Source organism: Rhodococcus sp. ENV425 (assembly GCF_002887785.1).
In the GTDB taxonomy this organism is placed as follows: Bacteria; Actinomycetota; Actinomycetes; order Mycobacteriales; family Mycobacteriaceae; genus Rhodococcus; species Rhodococcus aetherivorans.
Map to the genome: position 1 here is coordinate 28,370 of NZ_PCZU01000043.1, position 22,074 is coordinate 50,443.

The 22,074-nt window shown below is 67.5% G+C and carries 17 protein-coding genes and 3 pseudogenes; 4 read left to right on the plus strand and 16 right to left on the minus strand.

Going from position 1 to position 22,074, the window contains the following annotated elements:
- Positions 1-24: 24 nt before the first annotated feature.
- The 4 genes from CQZ88_RS03340 to CQZ88_RS03355 all read right to left on the minus strand — a co-directional run bounded on the left by CQZ88_RS03340 (position 25) and on the right by CQZ88_RS03355 (position 5,460).
- Positions 25-1,158, minus strand: coding sequence for a Rieske 2Fe-2S domain-containing protein (locus tag CQZ88_RS03340; RefSeq protein ID WP_029545685.1), 1,134 nt, complete (start codon positions 1,156-1,158; stop codon positions 25-27).
- A gap of 51 nt (positions 1,159-1,209) precedes the next feature.
- On the minus strand, positions 1,210-1,446 hold the full coding sequence (locus CQZ88_RS03345) for a hypothetical protein (protein WP_006930830.1): 237 nt from the start codon (positions 1,444-1,446) through the stop codon (positions 1,210-1,212).
- 327 nt (positions 1,447-1,773) lie between these two features.
- Positions 1,774-4,392 (minus strand): rifamycin-inactivating phosphotransferase, encoded by a 2,619-nt coding sequence (rph, locus tag CQZ88_RS03350; RefSeq protein WP_065922178.1) that lies wholly within the window; start codon positions 4,390-4,392, stop codon positions 1,774-1,776.
- Between the two features lie 312 nt (positions 4,393-4,704).
- Positions 4,705-5,460 (minus strand): SDR family NAD(P)-dependent oxidoreductase, encoded by a 756-nt coding sequence (locus CQZ88_RS03355; RefSeq protein WP_084648594.1) that lies wholly within the window; start codon positions 5,458-5,460, stop codon positions 4,705-4,707.
- A 174-nt stretch (positions 5,461-5,634) separates the two neighbouring features.
- On the opposite strand from CQZ88_RS03355, the gene CQZ88_RS03360 reads away from it, so the two are divergent.
- The gene (locus tag CQZ88_RS03360) at positions 5,635-6,645 is read left to right on the plus strand and encodes an ERCC4 domain-containing protein (protein WP_065922176.1); all 1,011 of its coding nucleotides are present in this window, start codon (positions 5,635-5,637) and stop codon (positions 6,643-6,645) included.
- A gap of 79 nt (positions 6,646-6,724) precedes the next feature.
- Here the strand turns inward: CQZ88_RS03360 and CQZ88_RS03365 are convergent, their stop codons facing one another.
- Both CQZ88_RS03365 and CQZ88_RS03370 read right to left on the minus strand, forming a co-directional pair.
- The gene (locus tag CQZ88_RS03365) at positions 6,725-7,327 is read right to left on the minus strand and encodes a TetR/AcrR family transcriptional regulator (protein WP_102799253.1); all 603 of its coding nucleotides are present in this window, start codon (positions 7,325-7,327) and stop codon (positions 6,725-6,727) included.
- Positions 7,324-8,430: a saccharopine dehydrogenase gene (locus tag CQZ88_RS03370; protein ID WP_258008427.1), complete on the minus strand. Its 1,107-nt coding sequence runs from the start codon at positions 8,428-8,430 to the stop codon at positions 7,324-7,326. Before CQZ88_RS03370 ends, CQZ88_RS03365 begins: the two co-directional genes overlap by 4 nt.
- A gap of 96 nt (positions 8,431-8,526) precedes the next feature.
- On the opposite strand from CQZ88_RS03370, the pseudogene CQZ88_RS03375 reads away from it, so the two are divergent.
- A pseudogene (locus CQZ88_RS03375) lies at positions 8,527-9,190 on the plus strand (arabinosyltransferase domain-containing protein); the annotation flags it as partial.
- Positions 9,191-9,314: 124 nt separating this feature from the next.
- On the opposite strand, the gene CQZ88_RS29715 reads toward CQZ88_RS03375, so the two are convergent.
- From CQZ88_RS29715 to CQZ88_RS03390, 4 genes and pseudogenes are all read right to left on the minus strand, one after another.
- Positions 9,315-9,464, minus strand: a complete 150-nt coding sequence (locus CQZ88_RS29715; protein WP_157127562.1) for a hypothetical protein — start codon at positions 9,462-9,464, stop codon at positions 9,315-9,317.
- 29 nt (positions 9,465-9,493) lie between these two features.
- Positions 9,494-10,060 carry a dihydrofolate reductase family protein gene (locus CQZ88_RS03380; RefSeq protein WP_006930815.1) on the minus strand — a complete coding sequence of 189 codons (567 nt, stop codon included), beginning with the start codon at positions 10,058-10,060 and terminating at the stop codon, positions 9,494-9,496.
- Positions 10,061-10,089: 29 nt separating this feature from the next.
- A pseudogene (locus CQZ88_RS03385) lies at positions 10,090-10,374 on the minus strand (hypothetical protein); the annotation flags it as partial.
- A gap of 88 nt (positions 10,375-10,462) precedes the next feature.
- A pseudogene (locus CQZ88_RS03390) lies at positions 10,463-11,560 on the minus strand (transposase); the annotation flags it as partial.
- A 22-nt stretch (positions 11,561-11,582) separates the two neighbouring features.
- Between CQZ88_RS03390 and CQZ88_RS03395 the strand changes: the two are divergent.
- Positions 11,583-12,164 (plus strand): dihydrofolate reductase family protein, encoded by a 582-nt coding sequence (locus CQZ88_RS03395; RefSeq protein ID WP_102799255.1) that lies wholly within the window; start codon positions 11,583-11,585, stop codon positions 12,162-12,164.
- A 714-nt stretch (positions 12,165-12,878) separates the two neighbouring features.
- On the opposite strand, the gene CQZ88_RS29720 is transcribed toward CQZ88_RS03395, so the two are convergent.
- From CQZ88_RS29720 to CQZ88_RS03410, 5 genes are all read right to left on the minus strand, one after another.
- Positions 12,879-13,025, minus strand: coding sequence for a hypothetical protein (locus CQZ88_RS29720; RefSeq protein WP_006930801.1), 147 nt, complete (start codon positions 13,023-13,025; stop codon positions 12,879-12,881).
- Between the two features lie 412 nt (positions 13,026-13,437).
- Positions 13,438-18,003 carry an AAA domain-containing protein gene (locus tag CQZ88_RS03400; protein WP_102799256.1) on the minus strand — a complete coding sequence of 1,522 codons (4,566 nt, stop codon included), beginning with the start codon at positions 18,001-18,003 and terminating at the stop codon, positions 13,438-13,440.
- 257 nt (positions 18,004-18,260) lie between these two features.
- Positions 18,261-18,644 (minus strand): hypothetical protein, encoded by a 384-nt coding sequence (locus CQZ88_RS03405; protein WP_232334157.1) that lies wholly within the window; start codon positions 18,642-18,644, stop codon positions 18,261-18,263.
- A gap of 31 nt (positions 18,645-18,675) precedes the next feature.
- Complete coding sequence (locus CQZ88_RS29725) at positions 18,676-18,882, minus strand: hypothetical protein (protein WP_029545710.1); 207 nt, start codon at positions 18,880-18,882, stop codon at positions 18,676-18,678.
- Between the two features lie 279 nt (positions 18,883-19,161).
- On the minus strand, positions 19,162-20,733 hold the full coding sequence (locus CQZ88_RS03410; RefSeq protein ID WP_102799257.1) for a bifunctional NAD(P)/FAD-dependent oxidoreductase/class I SAM-dependent methyltransferase: 1,572 nt from the start codon (positions 20,731-20,733) through the stop codon (positions 19,162-19,164).
- Positions 20,734-20,811: 78 nt separating this feature from the next.
- Here CQZ88_RS03410 and CQZ88_RS03415 point away from each other — a divergent pair, with 78 nt between their 5' ends.
- Positions 20,812-21,375 (plus strand): helix-turn-helix domain-containing protein, encoded by a 564-nt coding sequence (locus CQZ88_RS03415; protein WP_006941778.1) that lies wholly within the window; start codon positions 20,812-20,814, stop codon positions 21,373-21,375.
- A 338-nt stretch (positions 21,376-21,713) separates the two neighbouring features.
- Here CQZ88_RS03415 and CQZ88_RS03420 read toward each other — a convergent pair whose 3' ends face one another.
- On the minus strand, positions 21,714-21,917 hold the full coding sequence (locus CQZ88_RS03420; RefSeq protein ID WP_146034244.1) for a hypothetical protein: 204 nt from the start codon (positions 21,915-21,917) through the stop codon (positions 21,714-21,716).
- Positions 21,918-22,074 lie beyond the last annotated feature (157 nt).

Genomic DNA, 22,074 nt, shown 5'->3' on the forward strand with positions numbered 1-22,074 from the left:
TGGCGCGGGGCCGGCGCTCGCGGGTCAGCCGCGCAGTGCCATGGTCTCGTCCACTTCCCTCTGCCAGTTCTCCAGTGCCCGACTGGTATCCACCTCGAATTCGAAGCGCTGCACCATCTCCGGAGTGACGTCCTCGACGTCGACGAAGAACTGGCTGTACCAGCGACGCAACTGGTAGACCGGGCCGTCCTCCTCGGTCAACAGCGGGTTCTCGATCCGGGTCTTGTGCTTCCAGATCTCGACGTCCTGCTTGAACTGCGTCTCCACACCCTCGGTGAACATCGTCGCCATCGCCGCGGCTTCCTCGTCCCCGACCCCGTCCACCTTCTTGACGATGGTCCCGAACTGCAGCACGAACGAGTCCTGCGTGACCGGGTAGTGGCAGTTGACGAGCTTGGTCTCGACCGTCACGTCTCCAGCGACCGTGTAGACGGTGTCGAGCATGAAGGACGGTCCGTAGTACATCGCGTCCGAGATCGTCTGCGAATCCGGCAGATCCAGCTGCACACCCGTCTTGATGTCGTCACGGCCGGTCGAACGCATGTGCTGTGCGGCGATGTGACCCTCGAAGACGTTCTTGAAGTACTGCGGCATCTGGAAGTGCACGTAGAAGAAGTGTGCCATGTCGACGACGTTGTCGACGATCTCCCGGCAGTTCGATCCCGTCACGTGGAAGGTGTTCCACGTCCACTCGCTCCAGGTGTCGGTCCCGTAGTCCGGGATCCCGGGGATGGTCACGTCCGCCGGCGGCGGGTTGCCCTGCGGGTCGTTCCACACGAAGAGCAAGCCGTTGCGTTCCATGTTGATCCAGGACTTCGTCCTGGCGATCTTCGGGGTGCGGCGGGCGTACGGCACCTCCGCGCACCGGCCGTCGCCGCCCCATCGCCAGTCGTGGAACGGGCACGCGATCGTGTCGCCCTTGATCTCGCCCCGGGCCAGATTGCCGCCCATGTGCCGGCAGAAGGCGTCGAGGACGTGCAGGGCGCCCTTCGAATCCTCGAAGACCACCAGGTCGGTCCCGAATACCTTGATCTGATGCGGCTTTCCGTCGTGGAACGTCTTCGCCAGTCCGAGGCAGTGCCAGCCGCGGGCGTACCGCGTCGGGTTGCTGCCCGTCTCGATGCTCCGAACCTCGATGGTCTCGGGTTCAACAGTCATGAAGTCCTCCAGGTGATGTGCTTCCGGGTGCGGCGACAGACGCCGGACCGACTACGGTTCGACCCGCTGCGAGGGCACGAGCCGGCCGTCACGCACGGCTCGATCGACCGACTCGTGCAGCGCTCCGCAGCGGGGCAGGTAGGTCGTGGTCTCCCCCGGACGGGCCGCCGCGGCGAACTCGCGGCAGGTGTCGCGGGCCGGCCCTGTCCACTGAATGCTCGTGTGCACGGGGCTGTACTTCGCCACGAACACGGTGTTGCCACACGCATGACAGTCGAGCGACTGCATCGATCACTTCCTTCCTCGGGTACCTCGAGCGTAGGAATTTCCCCGCGCTGTGGCTGCGGGGTGTCAGCTCAACGGGACACCTTTTCCGAGGCGGGATTCGGGACCGGGGTCAGGACGCATCGCGTGCCGGTGTGCGTGCCGGCCGGGTCGGTGACTCCGCCGAGCAGAACGAGCGGGGCGCGCACCACCGCTCACCGGTCGGCGATTTCGCGAAGGTGATGCCCCAACCGGTCACGCTCGGCGTCCGACTGTTCGGCAAGCTCGCACCGAAGGTCTACCCGTATCGGGACCTGCATCTCCTGGAACAGGCTCCGCAGTTCCTGCCCCTCAGACGTCCCGCTGGGGCAGGATCTCGACGTACCCGTCGGTTCCGTTCACGCGGATCTGTTGCCCGTCGCGAATCAACCGGGTGGCACCCTCCACACCCACGACGGCCGGCAATCCGTACTCCCGCGCGATCACCGCCCCATGGGTCATCAGTCCGCCCACCTCCGTCACCAGGCCTTTGATCGCGACGAACACGGTAGTCCAGCTCGGATCGGTGTAGGCGGTGACCAGGATGTCGCCCGCCTCGAGATCGGCCTGCGCCATATCCGACACGACACGGGCTCGCCCCTCGATACTCCCGGCGGACACCGGCGTACCGGCCAGCGCTCCAGGCGGGACGCCTTCGCGCCGATACCTTCCGGCGACGACCTCGCCGTCCGATGTGAACACCCAGGGCGGCGTGAGCGCCTGGTACGAGCGGAATGCGGCCTTTCTCTCACGGATGAGCTGGTCACACGATCGGTGCGTGAGCACGACCTCGCGCAGCTCGTCGAACCTCAAGTAGAAGATGTCTTCCTTGCGGCGAAGCACACGCGCCTGCACGAGCCGCTCGGCCTCGCCCAACAAGGCTTGCTTGTATACAAAGTAGCGGCTGACCATGCCGTATTTCGGATACTCCCGATACCCGGAGAAGGCGCGGACACGGTCGATCATCCGCTTGGCCTCACAGGCTTTTCGCTCTCCGTCCGGCAAGGCGCGCAGACGCTCCAGCAACTGGTGTTCCTTCTTGCGAGCCTCTCGCCGCCCGTGCTCGAAGCGTCGCTTTCCAGCGCCCGGCCCGAAGTTTCTGATGTTGCTCATGAGCATCGGCACCAAGGTGGTGGGGCGTTCGCTCCAGCGCGGTCTCGTGATGTCGATCTCGCCGACGCAGCGCATGCCGTGCTTGTCGAGGTAGGCCTCGATCGCCGCGCGCGCCTGCGGGCCGCCGGCGCGTTTCGCCAGCTCGTCCAGGAAGCTCCCCTCCTCGAAGCCCGCGTCCTCGACGTGCTGCAGAAAGGCCACCACGTCCGGGTGCGGCCGGATCGCGTCGGCCACGCCCACGAGCGCCAGGCCCATCTCCGACGTGACGTTGCGCGGGACCGATTGCGTGAGCGTGTCGGCTGCGTTCTTCTCGCCCAGCCAGGCCTGAAGCCGATCGTTGAGCCACCAGGCTGCTTCCATCGCCGCCGTGATCACCTGGTGGCTCCGCGGGTCGAACAGGATCCGCCTCAGCTCCTTGAGGTCGGCCGAGATGAAGTCGAGCAGCGCCGCTCCGCACTTGGCCCGGATCTCGCGCTTCAACATCGCGACAGAGGCCTGGCTCTGCGCCATCAACTCGGCGACGATGCCTTCGTCGGCCTCGATCAGGGCAGGTGCATCGCCGGCCGGTACACCGCCGGCCCCGTCGTCCGGACACCACCTGATGAAGTCGACGCGTTCGACGATGGTCGCCAACGCATCCCCGAGAAGCGGATCGGACTTGCCGAGAGCGTCCAGCAGTCCCGTTCTCTTCACCGGCGAAGCCAGAGCCTGGGTGACATCGACGAACAGCCGACCTCCCGCCTCCCTCGTGGGTGCCGGACTCGTCAGTTGCCACAGGGAGATCCCCAGGGGCTTCATCGGGTCGGTCATCATCTGCTGATGGCCGACAGAGACGTACACACGGTTCTCCCCGTCGTCGACCACGGGGGCCGGGAACAGCGTGGTGATCGGGCGACTTTGCACGATTCGGAAACCGTCGTCGACCAGGCACCATTCGATGTCCTGAGGACTGCCGAAGTGCGCTTCGATTCTTCTGCCCAGCCGCTCGAGTTGCACAACTTGCTCATCTGTCAGCACCGATCGGTTCTGCTGCTCCTGCTCGATTCCCTGCATGTGCGTGCCACCGGCTGGCGCTGCTTGGACGGCGCGTTGTTTGGTGGCGACGGTCCTGTCCGTGACTTTGCCGTCACGCACCTTGTAGACGTCCGGGTTCACCAAGCCGGAAACGAGGGACTCGCCGAGTCCGAAGCCTGCCTCCACCGACGCGACCTTCCGATTGGAGGTGATGGGATCAGCCGTGACCAGAATCCCGGCCGCCCACGGGAACACCATCCGCTGGACAACCACCGCCATGTGAACCTTCCGCTGGTCGAAACCGTTGCGCAGACGGTAGGTGACGGCTCGCTCGGTGAACAACGAAGCCCAGCACCGGCTCACGTGCCGGAGAATCGCCGCTGGGCCCGAGACGTTCAGGTACGTGTCCTGCTGACCGGCGAAGGATGCGGTCGGCAGATCCTCGGTCGTCGCGCTGGATCGGACCGCATATGCGGCTTGTTCACCGAGCCGGGCGAGAGAGCGGACGATCTCCGACACCACATCGTCAGGGATGACGCACTCTTCGACCGCACGGCGGATCTGCGCACTGAGCACGCGGATCGAATCCCGATCCGCCGCCTCGAGACGCGACAATCGATCGAGCCGATCGTCGAGGGACGGCACTTCTGCCACGACCCGCCGGAAGGCGTCAGTCGTCACGCAGAACCCCGCCGGCACACGTATGCCTTCGATTCGCGACAGCTCTCCGAGGTTCGCGCCCTTGCCGCCGGCGACCGCAACCTGCGTCCGATCGATCTCCCGGAAGTCCAGTACATATCCCATTCCCCTGCCCCTCACCTGTAGGTTCCGGCGTTCCGCAGGCGATTATCGGCCACAATTCCGGGCCTCATGAGAGCCTCGAATCGTGTATAACGTAGAAGGGGGGCAGGGACAGCACACCGTCGTGGCGGACCGATATGCCCCGGCATGGTTGATCAGGGCGGAACATCCCTTCGGCCTTCTCCTCCTTGATGATTCGATTGCACATGGCCACGGGACCGAGCCGGGCCGGACCGGGCCGGTGCGAGCACATCGGGCATCTGGACGTTTCTCTCTTCCGCGACAAGGTACGAGTAGCGATGTCCGTCGCACGTCTCAGCGCATCAGCGCTTGACCGCCGTCGACGGGGAGCGAGTGACCGGTGATGTACCGTGCCGCCGGACTGCACAGGAAGACCACCGCCGGACCGATGTCGGTTTCGGGGTCGCCCAGCCGCCCGAGCGGCACGGTGTCGAGATACGCCCGCGCTTCGTCCGGACTCTCCTGCGCCCACATCTCGAGGGCGGATGAATTGGCCAACGGGAGAATCGCATTGACTCGAATCCCGTCGGCGGCCCACTCACACGCCGCCGTGCGGGTGAGGACGCGGATCGCCTCCTTGGCGGCCGCGTAGCCACCGTATCCGGACGGGTCCCAGCGCACCCCCGCCGCGGACCCGAGATTGACGATCGAGCCGCCGCCCTTCAGATGCGGGTGACACGCCCTCATCAGCCGCAGTGTCGCGGTCGGCCCGGAATCCATCCCCCGCTGATAGACCTGTTCGTCGAGGTCGAGCAATCGCCCGTGGACCGTCGACTGGGCGTTGTTCACCAGGATCGACAGGCCGCCGAATCGCGCGATCACCCGCTCCACCAGGAGATCGATCCCGGCCGCATCGGTGACATCGCACACGAAGGCGGCAGCGCGGCCGCCGCGCTCCTCGATCTCCGCCGCCACCTTCTCGATCTTGTCGGCCGTCCTCCCCACCACGGCCACCCGGGCTCCGGCCGCAGCCAACGCCAGGGCGATGCCGCGTCCCACTCCCTGACCCGCTCCCGTCACCAGCGCCGTCTCACCGTTCACAGAGTTCACGTCCGTCTTCCTTGCTCGGGACCGCACACCGCTGCGCGCGCTCATTGAGTAATCGATCAATCAATTACGATCGATGATGCCGGTTGCGACCGGACCCCGGTAGGTGTACCGGCGGGTAACTTCTGGCACCCGCGGACGTCCTTGCGTTGCGATGAGACCCTGACAGCTGTGGAAATGGTGATCGCGGTGAATCCGGAGCCGGCGTCCAAGCTGGGCTACCTGCTGCGGGTACCCCTCGACGGCGGGCTGGTGTTTCGCACCTCGGGAACCTGGCCGCGCACGAAGGCGCTGTACTGCCATCCGGTGCCGATCGACGAATGGCCCGACGACCCCGAGGTGGTCGAGCGGGTGGCCGTGCGGTCGTGTGCGCGGCGCGGCGCGGCAATCGATCTGGTACTCGATCGGGGCCGGGAGAACCGATCGCAGATCGTGTACACCACCGCGCGCGGGCGCGACGTGGTGTTCTGGCAGTCCCCGCGGACCCGCAAACAGGCCCGGCCGAACGTGCGCACACCCACCGCCCGGGCCGCCGGCATCGCCGAGCTGCCCATCGTCGTCGACTCGCACGAGCGTTACGCCTACCGGTTCGCCGACCAGCAGGTCGGTCTCACCAGGCGCGCACTGCCGTGCGGGGACTACGGGGTCTTCGTCGAGGACCGCCTCGTGGCCTCGGTCGAACGCAAGTCGGTGCCGGACCTGGTCTCGAGCCTGACGAACGGCACGCTGCGCTACGCGCTGGCCGAACTGGCGGCCCTACCGCGGGCCGCGATCGTGGTCGAGGACCGGTACTCGGCGATCTTCGCGCTCGAGCGGGTGCGGCCGGCGACCGTCGCCGACGGCTTGGCCGAGTTGCAGGTGCGCTGGCCGAACGTGCCGATCGTGTTCTGCGACAACCGCGCCCTGGCGGAGCAGTGGACCTACCGCTATCTGGCGGCGGCCTACGTCTGGGCCGAGGCAGAGAACACGGCGATCGCCCGCATTGCGGCACCGCGCCCGGTCGACGCGCCCGCTGCCGAATCCGGGAACATCGCCGAATCCGCGAGCGGCGCCGGGGAGGGGGCACCGCCGGCGCCGTCCACCGCCGAGGTTCGGGCCTGGGCACGTGCCCAAGGCCTCCCGGTGCCGGATCGGGGCCGGCTCCGTCCCGATATCTGGCAGGCGTGGAGCTCGGCTCACCCCGAATAGCGACCCCGCTCCGAGCCGGACCGCATCGACGACGCCGGCACCGGGGCGGGCGGTCACAGCCAGCGCCCGCCCGGACGCATCAGGGACCATGTACCAATCCGACTGCGGCCCGGATAATCTCGCTCCTCGCTTCCGCCGAACGACCGACGCCGACCGTCGAGTGGACAATGGCCGCACCTTCCACCAGGCTGACCACGGTCGCCGCGACCGCGAGGCTCCGCGACCGGTCGAGATCGGGGCGAACGCAGGCCACGAGGTCGGCCACGTGACCGACGTATCCGGTGTAGAAGTCGCGGACGACCGCGGCCGTGCTCTCGTCGCTCATGGCAATGGCCCAGACCTCCACGAACAACCGCACGCACGACGGATCGTCCTGCTCTGCGAGCAGGATCTCGAACAGACTCGTCGTTTCCGACCTGGTCAGGGCCGGCTGCTCACCCCGTTCCTCGATCAGCCCCAGTGCGGACGAGAGCCGCTCGAGCGAGCGCTGCAGCGCCCGCTCGAGCACAGCCCGGATCAGATCGGCGCGAGTCGGAAAATAGTGCTGGAGGTGCCCGATACGCACGCCCGCCGCAGCGGCAAAGTCACGCAGAGACGCATCGGCGTTGCCGCGGGTCGTGAGTACCCGTTCGGCGGCATCGAGCAGTTCGGCCTGCCGTTGGCCGCCCTTCGTCGAGATCATTCCCGCAATACTTCCACTCCGTGCTCGGGTAGCGATCGCAGGATCGAGGCCGGATCCGGATGCAGCTCGGGGTAGGTGACACCGGGCTCCGACCCCGTCGGATCGAGCACTCTTCGCAAACCGAGGAAGCCGCCGAGCGCAGTCAAGTGAGCTTGGCCTCGCGGATCGACGACCGTTGCCGATGTCCTTCCGCCCTCGCCGTCGACGTCGACCCGGATCTCGGCGTTCCCTCCCTCGCCGGGCGAGTACAACAACGACCGGCGTACGGATGTCCACCGGTCCCCCTTGCCCCACCTGAACAACCCGGCCTTCTTCGCTGCGAGCAACGCCGTGGTGGCCGCGCCCGAGCTGAAGCCGATGCGTGTGGACACGGTGCCGACATCGAGGGTGATCGGCAGCGTCAGCTGTTCGGGGGTGTCGATTCGGACCACCTTGGTGCGCGACCCGGCGATATTCACGATCCGCGGATCTGTCAACGGCGCCACCGTCACCGGTAGTCCGCCCCGACGAACCTCGTAGTCGTATCCGAGCCGATCCATGAAGTCGACCGAATCGATGCCGGCCATGTCGTTCATGTCCCAGCGAACTGCGATATCGACCGAGGTGGCAACTCCGCCGCGCTCGGATATCAGGGCAGCGGCTACCACACTCGTGATTCCGCCCATCCACGCCGACGAGAAGAGCACCGGCGCACGTGGCCTCATCACGGCTGCCGCGGCGACGGCGCGGGTCATGCGGCTGGTCCATCGCGTGATGTCGACGTACGGAACGCCCCCGCCGACCGCAGCCGTCAAGACCCGGTCGATCGGATCGTTGACCGTTCCGATCACCGCTCGGACCGCCGCCCGAAATGGCGCCGGATCCGTTAGGTCCCAGCGCCGCACCGTAGCCCCGTGCTTGTCGGCGAGCGCCGCGCCCTTCTCGGGATTGCGCCCGGTCAGCAGCAACGGCCAGTGCGGAGCGGCGAGTTCGGTCAGTGCGGAACCCACGGTTCCGTATCCACCGACGATCAGGACCGGACCTTCGTGGTCTCGTGTGAGCGTGTCAGCCATGGTCAAAATATAGGTCATTTGACCTATATTGTTCACTGTGCCGGCCCTCACACCCGGGCAACTCGGGATGGCCGCAGCGTGCGCGCACCTCCGCCGAGTCGATATCCGCGCCAGGACACCGCGAGCCGCGGGCAACGAAGACGAGAGGCCACCGGCGTCGTGCTGACCTGGTGTTCGGTCGAACGCGCGATCGCCACCCGGCGTCTGCTGTCCGCCGCCGCCGCGATCCTCATCGGCGCGATCACCGTCACCGCCGGCCCGTCGGGCATCATCTGCTTCGCCGCATCGATCGCCGGCGCCCGCCCGATCGCCCCGCATCCCCCATCACCGGCTCGCAACATGGGATGGTTGCCCCTGCTCGCTCCGATGGTCGCGGCCGGGCTGGTGGTGCTGGTGCCGGTCTTCTCGGCCCAGACCCCCTGCGGCTGTGCTGGAGATGCAGCACGTACACGAGGTCGGCCCGAATGTGCCGTGGTTCCAGGGGTATCTGCGCTATCAGTACCTGCTGCAGATCACCGTGGACGGGTCCCTGGCGCGCCGGTTCGCGGTCTTCACCCTAGTGCTGTGCCTGCTGGTGGCGATCGTGGCGATGCTCGCTGCCGTGGCGACCGGCCCCGCGGTGTTGCGTTCGCGGCGCAATCGGGCGCTGTTCGCGGCAGCGGTGTCGTTCGTGGTGACCATGTCGTTCATCGGGCCGAACGGCTGGTGGTATGTGTCGAGCTGCGGGGTGCCGTGGTGGGACAAGCCGCCGTCGATCGCCGAATTCGGGTTCTCCACCGTGGTCTTTGCCGCGACCGTCGTCGCATTGCTTTGACTGATGCGACCTCGGACCATGCGTCGTAGTAGGCCTTGCGCAATCCGCTCCGGTCTTTCCGAGTCCGACAGTGCGCGCTCCTAGGATCGAGATATTGTCAAGACCTGTGGATGGGCGAGTTTCAGGCGACCTCCAGGGTGGTTGGTGGGTCGATCGGTCGTTCTGTGAGTTTCCCGGGCAGCAGTTCGTCGAACTGCTGGTGGATGTCGAACAGGCTGCCGTGCAGCAGCAGTACTTGCGTGCCGTTCGAGTCGTGTATCTCGTAGTGCATCCGCAGCTCGCCTGGCTGTGTATGTCCGATCAGTCGTGTTTCGCCTCGTAGCGCAGGAGGACCGTGCCACCCGGGAAGGTGCGGTTCTCCAACAGTCGCAGCGAGATCCATGACGGCAGGGTCGGGAAGAACGGGGTGCCGCCGCCCACGGCGATGGGCGCGACCACGATCCGGTATTCGTCCACCAGTCCGGCCTGCACGATCGGTGCTGCCAGCGTCGCGCCGGCCACCTCCAGCCTGCCGTCGGTTTCGGCTTTCAGCTTCGTCACCACCTCGACCGGGTCGCCGCGTTCCAGGCGGGAGTTCCAGTCGACGGACTCCAGGGTGTGCGAGAACACGACCTTGGGCATGTCGCGCCAGATGCGGGCGAAGTCGACGATCAGAGGGGTGGCATCCGGGGCCTTGTCGGCAGTCGGCCAGTACGCGGACATCAGTTCGTAGAGCCGCCGCCCGTAGAACGACAGAGCGGTCTCCCGCTCGAAGTCGTTCCAGTACTGGTGCAGTTCTTCGCTCGGATCGGTCCAGTCGATGTTGCCTTGCGCATCGGCGATGTACCCGTCCACCGACACGTTGAAGCCATAGATGAGTTTGCCCATGCAGATCAGACTGCACCGGAGGGCAAAACTCATCGCGACGCCACACGAGTTATTGTCAAATCGTTGTGGATGGGCGAGCGTCGGGCGACCTCCTTCGTAGTTGACGCATCAACCGGTCGTTCTATGAGTCTTCCCTTCTCGAACACGGCTCCGGCCCGAACGAGGGCGACCAGGTGCGGCGCGTTCACGGCGCGCCAGCGTGCCTCAGCGGCCTCGATCACCGTGAACGCCAGCGCGAGCCCGGCCGTCCGCGAGCCCGGCCCCTTGGTGACCTTGCTCCTCAAACGCACTGGCGCGAAAATAGATTCGATGGGGCAACACAATCAGCCAGATACCGCCGAACTGGCTCGACCACCTCGCCCACATCGTCGTAAACGAGCCAGGGCACAATGCGGCTCTTCCTAATCCAGGGTGTAGCAGCGGCCTGAAGCCACCGGTCTCGAGTAGCGATCCGGCGATGTAGGTGGTGAGGTTGCCGAACCCGAGGGCGGAGCCGCAGAGGTGTTCGAGTCGTCCGCTGATCGCCTCGGTTGGGCCGTTGCTGGTGCCGGGTCGGTCGAAGTAGGCCAGCACGTCGACGGCGCGCTTCTTCAGCGTTCGGCCCAGCGTGATCACCTCGCTCAGCGCAGCGGGAACGCCGGCGCTGACCGACCCGATCAGGTTCCGCATCGGCTCGCGCCCCTTCGTTCGATCCGGGTGACGGTAGGCGGCGATCATCCGCTGGTAGATCCCCCAAGTCGCCTCGACTTCGACATGCTCTTCGGCGGCGAACAGGGCGGTGAGTCGGTCCTGCTGCTTGTCGGTGAGTAGGTCGGCGCCGGTGTGCAGGGTCCTCCTGGCGGCGTAGAGCGGGTCGTCCTTGTGACCGCAGTGGCCGTGGATCGCGAGTTGGACCCGACGCCGGCACTTGTCGAGCGCGTCACCGGCTACGCGGACCCCGTTGAAGGGATCCATCACCGCGACCGCTGCGGGGATCCATCGACGCCGAGAACCTGGACGCCGTCGAGCCGGTGCGGATCGTCTATCAGGACCCGCTTGCCCTCGGCCAGGACGGCGTCGTTGGCGGTGTTCCAGGCGCCCACGAGTCCTTCAGCGACACGCGCGACGGTCAGGTGCTGGCGCACGACGCCTTCGAGTGCCCACCGCAGACCACCTCGCGAGAGCTTCGCCCGCGGCTCAGCAGCCAGGCTGGTGTCCTGGCGCCACATGCTCGCAGCCGGAGCACCGATAGCGACGGATCGGGACCACCAGCGTGGTCGGCCGCCAACCCAGCGGCTCGTGCGCCAGACGCCGGGTTACGGTGTCGCGCGACGATCCCTCGCATCCGCAGCGGCGACACCACCTCTCATCCGACCCGTCGGGTTCGACGACGCGACAGGCCAAGACAGCACGGTCCGGCTCGAACCGCGGCCTGGTCACTTCGAGACCGAGCTCGTCGAGTCGGCAGAACACGGTCAGATCAGGGCAGGCAAAGCCCGCCCCAGGGGTAGCGTCTGGCACGTCGAGGTCTAAGGAGAGCCCCGTGGGCAAGGTGGTCACGTACAGCTCGGTGTCGGTGGACGGCTTCGTCGCGGACGAGAACGACCAGCCCGGACCGCTGTTCGACTGGTTGTCCAGCGGTGACGTCCCGTTGGACGAGAGCGGCGAGGTGAAGGTGTCGCAGACGTCCTACGACTACACCCGGCCGTACTGGGACCAGATCGGGGCGACAATCGTCGGCCGCCACGTCTTCGACATGACGGACGGCTGGGAGGGGACGCCTCCGGGCGGGGTCGACCACGTGGTCGTCGTGACGCACCGGCCGAAGCCCGAGGGCTGGGCCCCCGAGGCGCCATTTCACTTCGTCGACGGCGTCGAGGCAGCCGTGGCCAAGGCGCAGGAGCTCGCGGGTGACCGCATCGTCGAGGTCGCCGGTGGCGACGTCGGTGGCCAGGTGCTTGCCGCGGGCCTGGTCGACGAGGTGCGCATGGACGTCGTACCCGTCGTGTTCGGGTCCGGCAAGCGCTACTTCGGGTCGGTCCACGCACAGCACCTGTTGGAGGATCCCGACGTGGTGATTCAGGGCAACCGGGTGCTTCACCTGCGCTATCGGGTGCGCCGTTGACCGATCTGAGCGGGTACTCGAAGAAGTCCACTGCGAACGGTGACACAAGATCGGGCCTCCGGCTGCGTTTGCGCATCGCTGCCCCGGGACCGACGCGCCAGCCAACATCCAGCCAGCGATTACACCCTCAACTGTGAAGAGCCCACAATGCCACCGCCTCGCTCGACACGGCCCCATTGCGGCAGTCTGATCGACCCGATATCCCGCTGCGTCTCGTCGGACAACGTCCCTCACCTCCGTGTTTGAGAGATGCCTACGCGGCCGTGCAACGAGTCCGGTGTCGGCAGGACGGCGTGTCGCTACGTAGTCCGGTCACCAGATCGATGCCGTTTTCCGGATGGTCGATCCGGCCTGTCGACGGCAGGCCGGAGTCGGCTCTGGCCCCCTTTCCCGATTGCGTCGTCAGGCATGCCTGACGGCCGAGCACTACGAGATAATCGTGCGCGAGCAGTTGTGCGCCGGCTGACCGCCGAGAGCCCGCTCACGGTGTGGGTGGTGATCGGGTGGACCCTCGTGCCGGCGAAGTCGAGCCCCTCGGCGAAGGTCCATGATCATCGGCGCACTGCTGTTCCACACCGGGCTCCCACAGAAGTCATGCCCGAAAGTGTGCCGTACCCCCGCACCGGGTGCCGCACCCGACGTCCCGCGCCGTTGTCCTGCGGCCCGGAGGGGACGGTCTGGCCCCGAACGGCGAGGGGACGTGCATTTCCCTGTTCAGGAAGCGTTCTCGGCGGTGCGGGCGATCTCCACGACGAAGCGGCCGTCCGCGGTCGGGGTGACGCGGGAGTCGATGTGCAGCCCGGATCTGCGCACCGCGGCGATCCTGCCGGTGCGCAGGTCCCGGGCGACGACGCTGGCCAACTGGCGGCGGCTGCGGTCGTAGACCTTCCAGATGACCCATTCCCGGGCCGGGCGCCGGCCAGGGCCTTGATCTCGGCTTCGGCCTGCTGACGCGTCGTCGGGACCGGACCCCGGGACGGGTTGGGCGCCGAAGACGTCCCCGACCGACCGCCGGTCCGGTTCGGCGTCGAGCTTGGCCAGCAGAAAACAGTGGTGGACCGTCCGCGTCCTGAGCTCAGGAAACCGGCACGACCGTAGGTCCACACCCGCGTGCCTCGAGTACGAGACACGAAGACATAGCGCCGGGGGACGAACTGGTCGTCACCACTCCTACTCCACGAGGTCGAACTCCGGCATTGCGCCGATCCCCGCGAGGTCAGCGGCACCAACGTCTCGAAACCCGACCTACGAATCGTCCGATCATCCGATTCGGTCAGAAGCCGGCACCATCGTCGGCAGTGCGATCGACTACACCCGCAACCCGATAGTTCGTCCGTTGCCCTGGCGCAACGAACGCGTCGACCCGCCCCGCGACGACGAGCTCTTCCAGCACCGCGAGAACGACCGTCCAGTCCATCTCGAGCCGATCGGCAAGCTCGACGACCGGATATTCCTCACTCCCGAGTGCCTCCACAATGGTGTCAGCCAGCGATGACGACACCGGCGTGGCCACCGACGACTCGGTGAATCCGGAAGGCTCGGCGTCGGACACAGCAACGACATCCGCACCCTCGGAGGTAATGCCGCGCCGCTCGAGCTCGCCCCACAGCCCCGACATCGACGCGTCCGGATCGAGGTAGTACTCGGATTCGCGGACCCTCCAGAACCTCCACCCGCTCCGGCGCAGTTCACGTTCACGCTCGAGGTCGGCGCGCTGCCGGTCGGGATTGGTGTGCCACTGCTCGCCGTCGCACGCCACAGCCAGCTTGCCTGCCGCGCCGGTCACCACCAGATCGATGACGTGACCGTTCACCTCCACCCGGGGGTTCACGTGATATCCGCGGGCAGCGATGTCGAGGAACACCTCCTGCTGGAAGAGACTGTCGAATGCCTCGTGCCGCTCCTCACCCGTCACACCCGCCGGCATCGGCGCCGCAGGCATCGGCGACGTCGACTGCATGTAGGTGAGCAGCGAATGCCGCAGGTCCGTCGGCCGCAACGTGTCGACGGTCCGCGAATGGAACAACCACAACTGGTCCTGTGCCCTCGATGCGGCGACGTTGAACCGTCGTTGGTATTCGGTCCTCGTCATCGCCGCGATGTTCTGGTCGGGCGCGACCACCATGGACAGAAACACCACGTGCCGCTCGTCCCCTTGAAAATCCGGAGGCGTGCCGACACGGAGTCTGCGTTCGTCCCATTGGTGCGGGGTGAGCCGGTCGAGCAGTTCGTTCTGGATGACGTCGACCTGCGACTGCCCCTGCAAAACCACCACGCCGAAGGTTTTCCCATCGTAGGCGGGGTCTTCGACACACTGCACCACAGTGTCTACGAGGGCACCGGCCTCGACACGGTTCGTCAACGTCGAGTTCTGTCCGGTGACGACACCACCGTCGACGTAGGTGGTGCGCAGAGGCGGAAGGCGGTCGGACCCATACTGCCGCAACGGAACCAGGGGGTCGTCTGCATAGAACTGTTCGCTCGACCAGGCGATGATCTCCGGCATCGATCGGAAATGCTCACGCAACCGGACGATGCTCCCGAACCGCGACCGCAACAACGAGAACATGCTCGAGCGGGGAGTGAAACTATCGCGCAAGTACTTCGGGATGTCGGGCAGGGATGAATCGAGACGACGGAACACTCCGTCGAGCGCACCCAACGACACCGCACTCGGCGCGCATTGCTTATCGTCCCCGACCACGATCACACGCGGCGCCAACCACAGCAGGAACAAGCTACTGATGTCGACCTGGCTTGCTTCATCGACAATGACGACATCGAACAGGTTCTGTACAGGCGGAACCGAAGACAGCACCTGCTGCAACGGCATCACCCACGCCGGCACCGCACCCTGCGCGACCTGCATGGCCTCACGCGCTGCAGCCCGATAACGCTCTGCATATCTCCCGGTACCCTTTCCGATACTCGCGACATGGTCGCGGTACGAGTGCAGGGCTTGGACCTGCTCGGCGGTCGTGCGGTCGAGACACGCGCTCCACGCCTTCTCCGCGACGAGCTGCGTGGTCAACCGCGAGATGTCTTTCTCGACCGCGTCGAGGTCACGTTCGAACTGCCCGTCCTCACGCCCCTCGTTGACGTTCCGCACCCACTGCTCTGCGCGACGCCACGCCCACGCGCTCTCGATGTTTGCCAGACGAACCGGCCACTGCGGCCACGACGGATCTTCGGCGATGGCCTGCGCGAGCGCCGGTGCGGCGTCGGTCAAACGCGCGTGCAGCGACAAGAGTTCGAGCTCCTCCCGCTGTTCACCGGCCGCACGATCCCATGCATCCAAAGCTGCATTGATACCGTCGAAGTCCGCATCGTGGAAGGCCCGTGCCAGGGCGCGCCCTTCGGGCGACGCTCCCCCGGCGATCTGGCCCCGCACATACAGGCCGACGGATTCGAGCCAGGCCTTGCTGGCTTGCGCAGTGCCGACCGCGGCGATTGCCCGCGCCGACTCCGCAACCGACCGCGCCTGTTCGACACTCACAAGCCGCGGCGCACCAGGGTGGATGTCTCGTAACGCCGATTCGACATCCCGTACCCGTGTGACAAGGTTGTCCACGATGCCACGGTCCCGGTTGATCAGTGCCAGGGTGCCGATGGCACGGCTGCGTGACTCGTCGAGTGCGATGTCGATACCGAGATCGCGCAGGACGATCCCCACGACCCGCACCGCGTCGAGCGCACGGAGGTGCTCGGCGACGATACGCACCGAGTGGGCGGTCGTGGCCGCGACCCCGTCGACGGTCGCAGGCTCGCCGAGCGCCTCGACCGCCGACTGCTCGTCACTCCTCCGGAACCGGGAGAGGCCACTGCGCCATGTGTCCCCCGCCTCCAGCTTGCGAGCCAGCGCGTCATACGCCTCGAACGCGGGCCGCCCGGTCACCGGCGTTGCCACCGTGCTGGCACCGACGACGCGATCGGCCTCCTGCGCGGCCTGCACGAGACCTGCGAACTCGGCGGTCTTTCCCCACAGGTGCTGCGCCCTCCCCGACAGGACATCGTCGGCCACGCGTTGAAATCCCAGGTCGAGCCGTTCTGCATCGTGCAGAGCGCCCTGCAGTTGTTCGCAGAGATCGCGGATACGGGCCAGTATGTCGGGGGAGGCGCCCTCGAGTACCCGCAGCAACTCCGGCATTTCGCCGGTCACGTCCTGCGATGCCTGTGCGACCGCGGCGCACGCGTCCTGCACCTCTGTCTGGGTGGGCAGGGACAAGTCGGGGAACGCTTGGTGCCGGCGACGCGCCCGCTCGACGCTCGACCGCTGATGAAGCGCATGGAGGGTGATGAATTCGTCGACGCTCAGAGGTGGGGCGTCGGTGAACAGCGGTGCGGGCAGCCACCCCTGTCCGGATTCCTGTGCGCGGACCCTCCGGACGATCGACGCGACCGTCCCCTCGTAACCGGCGGCGACCGCGGTGTGAACGACCGTCTCCTGCGCGCGCATCTGCCGGATCTGTTCCGTCAGGATCGCCCGACGGTTGAGCACGTCGTTGCGTTGCGTGGTGAGTTCGTCGATGCGCTGCGCTGCGCGCCGCCCGTTGAATTGCGCCTTGCGGGTAGCGATCTCGCTGACACTGCGGTTGAGCTCCGCAGACCCTCCCCGCGCCGGGTCGGTCACCGCCACACACAGTTCTTGCAGTTCGAGCGGAAGTTTGTCGCGCAGTACACGCAGCGCCTGAGCCTTCTCACTGGTGACCAGCACGCGCTGGCCACCCGCGAGCAGCGCGGACACCAGGTTGGCGATGGTGTGTGTCTTACCAGTACCGGGTGGGCCCTCGACCACGACGCCGCTGTCGCCGGTGAGGCGATCGAGGATGTCGCGCTGCTCATCGTTCGCGGGCAACGGGAACAACGGATCATCGGCGAACAGCGCGGACGGTGTGCCGATGCGGTCGAGCCATGCGACACGGTCGGCCGGTTCGATCGCTTCGACGAGTTGCGCCAGACCCAGCGGCACCTGGTTCGACTCGTCGGCGACGGCCTCGCTCATGCGGTTGTAGTACTCGATGAGCGCATAGGCGCCGCGCTTGCGGAGCACCAGAGCCGGCGACGGTCTCACGAACGCCTCGGGCGACGATGCCTCCTCCGCCTGGTCGACGACGTCCACGCGCACTGTAAGTGCCCGGTCGGTCCAGTCCTTGAGAAACACCCGAGCCGCGGGGTCGAGGGGCGACGCGACCTGAGTCGCGAGGGATTGGTGCAGGTCGCGGGTACTCGATGGATCGAACACTTCCAATCCGGTGAGGAGCTGGGTGTCTTCGAGCGACGGGACGGCGTCGGGATTCAGCCGGACCAGCAGGTCGCCGGATTCCTCGTGCCGCTCGATGAGGGCGGACTGGGTGATCAAGTGTGTGTGCACCCGCGCGCCTGCGACATCGTCGGAGAGGTGCAGCAACCCCGATGCGACGACGAGCTCGAGCGATTCCGGTTGGGCGTCGAGGTCCAGCATCGCGTGCTGCAGGAACGTGTACAGCTGCGACGCGGGCCGTCGTTCCCGATCCACAGCCGCCCACGCCCGCCATTGCGCCAACCAGATCTCGACGCCGTCGACGGCGTCGGGGGCCTGTGGGTCGAGTGTGGGTTCGGCGGCGGAGTTGTCGATTGCCCCCTGCACATACTTCGCGACCAGCGCGGGGGGACGCGGTGGATCTTCGAGGACAACGCGCCGTGCGCGGAGGACGACGTCTCCTGCCGCGGCATCGGCGCTCAGGCCGACGTCGAGGTTTTTCTCGTCGAGCGACAGCACGGCACGGTGTTTGTCGAGGGTGCGGACAGGTGCGCTCCGTGCTTTGACGAGCTCGGCCAGAAAGGCGAGCAGGCGTTGCACGCGATCCCTGAGTTCAGGTTCGCTCACCCTCGGCTCCACACCCACTCCACTCACCCTGCGGACGTCCTTCCGCCCGTCGACGGAAACCGGGCAACTCCAGCTTAGGAACCACCTCCGGCATGTCCGTGTCCGGTCTCGCTTGTCGCCGATTGCGGCCCCCCGAACCCGTCACTGCGATCGCACCTGGCCTGCGTGAAGGACGGCTATCGAGTGCACGGGGGGATGGTACGGGCGGGTACGTCACGGCAGACGCAAGCTCATAGCCCCCGGGGATACCTGCCGCCGACCCGGTCGGGGTCGTCGGCCAGGAACACCACGTCCCGGCGGCCCTGGTTGAAGGCGCGGAAGTTGTCGTAGTCCCAGCCGGCAGGGGCGTAGTCGTCGTTCCACCGCACTCGCGCGGCGGGCACGAACCCGGCGTCGGCATACAGGTCCGGCAGCACGGTGTCGACACAGTCCAGACGGCGGCCATCGAGCGCGGTGGCGTACCGGACCATCGCGCGTGCCGCGCGCGGGTGGGCGCAGTCCCGGTGCGCGGACACCGAGACGATCTCGTCGCCGTGCAGGGCGGCGCCGGCCTTGCCGTCGTCGGTCACCAGTAGCCGCATCCGCCGGTAGTCGTCCTCGTCGTGGACGGACACCGAGGCGGCATAGGGATTCTTGTGCCGGCCGTCAGCGCACCACCAGCTCCGCGCACGCCCGGAACGGTATCGCGTCCACATCGACGACGCCCTTGCCGGCGAGGGTTTCGCCCAGGTCGGGCAGCGGCGGGATGCTGAATCCGGCGGCGAGAGCGATGTCCTGGCCTTCTTGTACCGGTGCGAGGCTGTGCTCGTCGCCTTGGCCCCGGTCTGATCGGCCAAGACCGCGAAGGTCCACTCCGGGTGGGTGATCTCGAGTTGGGCGGCCGCCTTGACGACCGGAGCGAGGTCGGCGCTGTCGAGGAACGCCAGCAGTTGCGCGATGGTCTGCTGTGCGGGTCGCACCGCCGGCCGGAGGTACCGGCGGTGGGGTCACCTCGTCGAAGTGGGCGAGGTCCGCCGCGACACGAGCGGCACCGTCGCGCGGTGCCACGGGCTCGGCAACGGCGGCCGTCGGTGCGCCGGCGCGGGGGTCGACCGCACGGTCGATGGCCTGTCTCGTCACGACCGTTCCGGCTCAGCCGCGTCGTCGCGCCCGCAGCACCGAGTCGCGGACGGTGACCTGCTCCCCGGAGTGCGGGTGTGCCGTGGTCCGGGACCGGACCTCGCAGAGCTCGACCTCCCACTGACCGTCCTCGAGCGCCGGAATCAGCGACTCGGGGGTGAAGAGGAACCAGTGGTGACCGTGGCGCAGCCCGGTCGCCAGGTCGTCGGGGTGGTGACCGACCACCAGCAAGGTGCCACCGGGGGCGACCGCGGAGCCGAGGCGCCGGGTCAGCTCGACCATCCCGCCGTCGGGAAGATGCAGGAACTGCGAGGACACCAGATCCCATCGCTGCTGGCCGGGCTGCCAGCTGCGGACGTCGGCGGCAACCGTGGTGACACGGTCACCGACGCCGGCCTCGGCTGCGTGCGCGGCCGTCTTCTCCAGGGCGGCGACCGCGAAGTCCAGGGCCGTGACCGACCAGCCGCGGCCGGCCAACCAGACCGTGTCGGCGCCCTCACCACAGCCCACGTCCAGGGCCCGTCCGGGTGTCAGGGACGAGACCTCGGCCTCGAGTTGGGGGTTGACGCGTCCGCTCCAGACCCGCTCCCCGGAGTAGCGATCCTCCCAGGCGGGCTGCTCGAACAGCTCGGCCCGGCGCTCGGCGACCGCGCGGTCGGCGTCCTCGGCGGCCAGGTCGGCGTTGACGAACGCTCCCACCCGGGTGCCGTGAGCGGCCGCGCCGATCAGGGTCATGCCGATGTCGGTGGCGTTGCCGGCCGCGTACAGGCCCGGCACCGCGGTCGCCCCCACCGGGTCGACCGCGATCACCGACCCCACCGGCGCCCCGCCCCACTCGACGTGCTGCGGCTCCAGGCCGAGGGAGGTCAGGAAGTCGAGGCGTACCTGCGGCCGGGAGGCCGCCACGATCGCCTCGCGCTCGAGCAGCGAGCCGTCGGCCAGGCGCACCCCGATCAGCCGGTCGCCGTCGGTGACGACCTCCCGCGCAGTGCCGTGCTCGATCCGCACCCCGATCGCGGCCATCCGCTCCACGTCGGCGGCCGGCAGCTCGACCCCGTCGGCGACGACGAGGACGACGTCGTCGGTGAGCTGGCGCCAGAGCAGACCCTGGTGTCCCGCGACCGGGCTGGTCGCCAGTACCGCAATCGCTCGACCGCGCACCTCCCAGCCGTGGCAGTAGGGACAGTGCAGCACATCGCGCCCCCAACGTTCGGCGAGGCCGGGGACATCGGGCAGCTCGTCCACCACCCCGGTGGTGACCAGCACCCGCCGGGCGGTGACCTCGCGTCCGCTGCCGGTGGTCACGGCGAAACCGTGCTCGGTGCGGGTCACGGCCGTCACGCGGTCGCTCGCCAGCTCCACCCCGTACGCCGCCACCTCGGCCCGGCCGTCGGCCAGCAGGTCGAGCGGGGGCACCCCTTCCCGGCCGAGATAGTTGTGGACGTGCTCGGCCGGAGCATTGCGAGGCTCACCCGCGTCGAGCATCAGCACCCGGCGACCGGACCGCCCCAGCACCACCGCACCACTCAAACCGGCAGCGCCGCCACCGACCACCACCACATCGAAACTCTCGTTCTCCGTCATGCCTCCAGGGTGCAGACCCCTCCCGGGATATGGCAAACATCCTTGCTGGAATGGCAAAACTCCGGCACACTGAGCGACATGGAAGACCAGGACGTCTTGAAGAACGTGGGCCCGAGACTGCGACAGCTCCGACTCGAACGGGAAGCCACCCTGAGCGACCTGGCGGAGGAGACCGGTATCTCGCTCAGCACCCTCTCCCGACTGGAATCCGGACAGCGCAAGCCCACCCTCGAGCTGCTGCTCCCCCTCGCCCGCGCCCACCGGGTCGCACTGGACGAACTCGTCGACGCCCCGGACACCGGCGACCCCAGAATCCGGTCCAAGCCGGTGACCCGGCACGGCCGGACCTTCCTCTCCTTGACCCGCCGCCCCGGGGGCCTGCAGTCCTTCAAAATGGTGCTGCCCACCGTGGACGACGTCGCCCACCCGACGCTGCAAACCCACGAAGGCTACGAGTGGCTCTACGTGCTCAACGGCCGACTGCGCCTGATCCTGGGCAGCCGCGACCTGGTGCTCGATCCCGGAGAAGTGGTCGAATTCGACACCCGCACACCGCACTGGATCGGCAACCCCGGACCCACCCCCTGCGAAGTGCTCGCAATCTTCGGCCCCCAAGGAGAACGCATGCACGTGCGCTCATGACAAGCGCCCAGCCCCCGACCACGCACCCCCGACACCCCACCGACACCGGCAGCCGGCGACGAGCACCGCGGTGACGTAGCGGCACCGATCCTCACCGCCCCGACAACCTCGGACACCGGGCCCACACCGCCAACGTCGGCACGACCACACCACCCCCACCCACCGGAAACTGCACCCTCAACTCCATTGCGCGGGAGGAGTTGCGCCGTACATGACACTTGAGGCTACGGACGTCCAGCTCTGCATTTACGCGGGTATGCGTTGCGCTGGGGGCCTGCACGTCACTCACCATCTCGCCGCGCCCCGCACGCGAGGGGACCGCAGGCGCGGTCGAGGCTCTAGACCGCCCCCAGAACCGCGGGCAGCGTTGTCGGTCGCAACCCGAAAGCTTCTCGACCGACGTGACAAGGCGTGTCGAGACCGCTGACCGTGAGGTCACGTGCCCAACCCGCCCGCATGATGTCTTCGAGCGCGCCGCCGGACGTCTCATCGGTCAAGGCGGCCTCCCGCACCCAACTGATCGCGAGCACGTTCAGGAACAAGTCTTTGCCTCGCACGGTCGGTCGGGCGCCGCCGTCGCGTTGGGGAAAGAAGTTGGCTCGAGGTCGGTGGCGCCGCGGCGAGGCGCGTGGACCTGCCCGATACCGGCACCACCCGGTGCCGGCCTGGCGGCGACGGCGCAGGCGGTGTACGAGGTGG

Bases quoted from the DNA above. Each gene is read 5' to 3' on its own strand.
- CQZ88_RS03340 (WP_029545685.1), bottom strand. From the start codon at position 1,158: ATGACTGTTGAACCCGAGACCATCGAGGTTCGGAGCATCGAGACGGGC.
- CQZ88_RS03345 (WP_006930830.1), bottom strand. From the start codon at position 1,446: ATGCAGTCGCTCGACTGTCATGCGTGTGGCAACACCGTGTTCGTGGCG.
- rph (WP_065922178.1), bottom strand. From the start codon at position 4,392: ATGGGATATGTACTGGACTTCCGGGAGATCGATCGGACGCAGGTTGCG.
- CQZ88_RS03360 (WP_065922176.1), top strand. From the start codon at position 5,635: ATGGTGATCGCGGTGAATCCGGAGCCGGCGTCCAAGCTGGGCTACCTG.
- CQZ88_RS03365 (WP_102799253.1), bottom strand. From the start codon at position 7,327: ATGATCTCGACGAAGGGCGGCCAACGGCAGGCCGAACTGCTCGATGCC.
- CQZ88_RS29715 (WP_157127562.1), bottom strand. From the start codon at position 9,464: ATGCACTACGAGATACACGACTCGAACGGCACGCAAGTACTGCTGCTG.
- CQZ88_RS03380 (WP_006930815.1), bottom strand. From the start codon at position 10,060: ATGGGCAAACTCATCTATGGCTTCAACGTGTCGGTGGACGGGTACATC.
- CQZ88_RS03410 (WP_102799257.1), bottom strand. From the start codon at position 20,733: ATGACGGAGAACGAGAGTTTCGATGTGGTGGTGGTCGGTGGCGGCGCT.
- CQZ88_RS03415 (WP_006941778.1), top strand. From the start codon at position 20,812: ATGGAAGACCAGGACGTCTTGAAGAACGTGGGCCCGAGACTGCGACAG.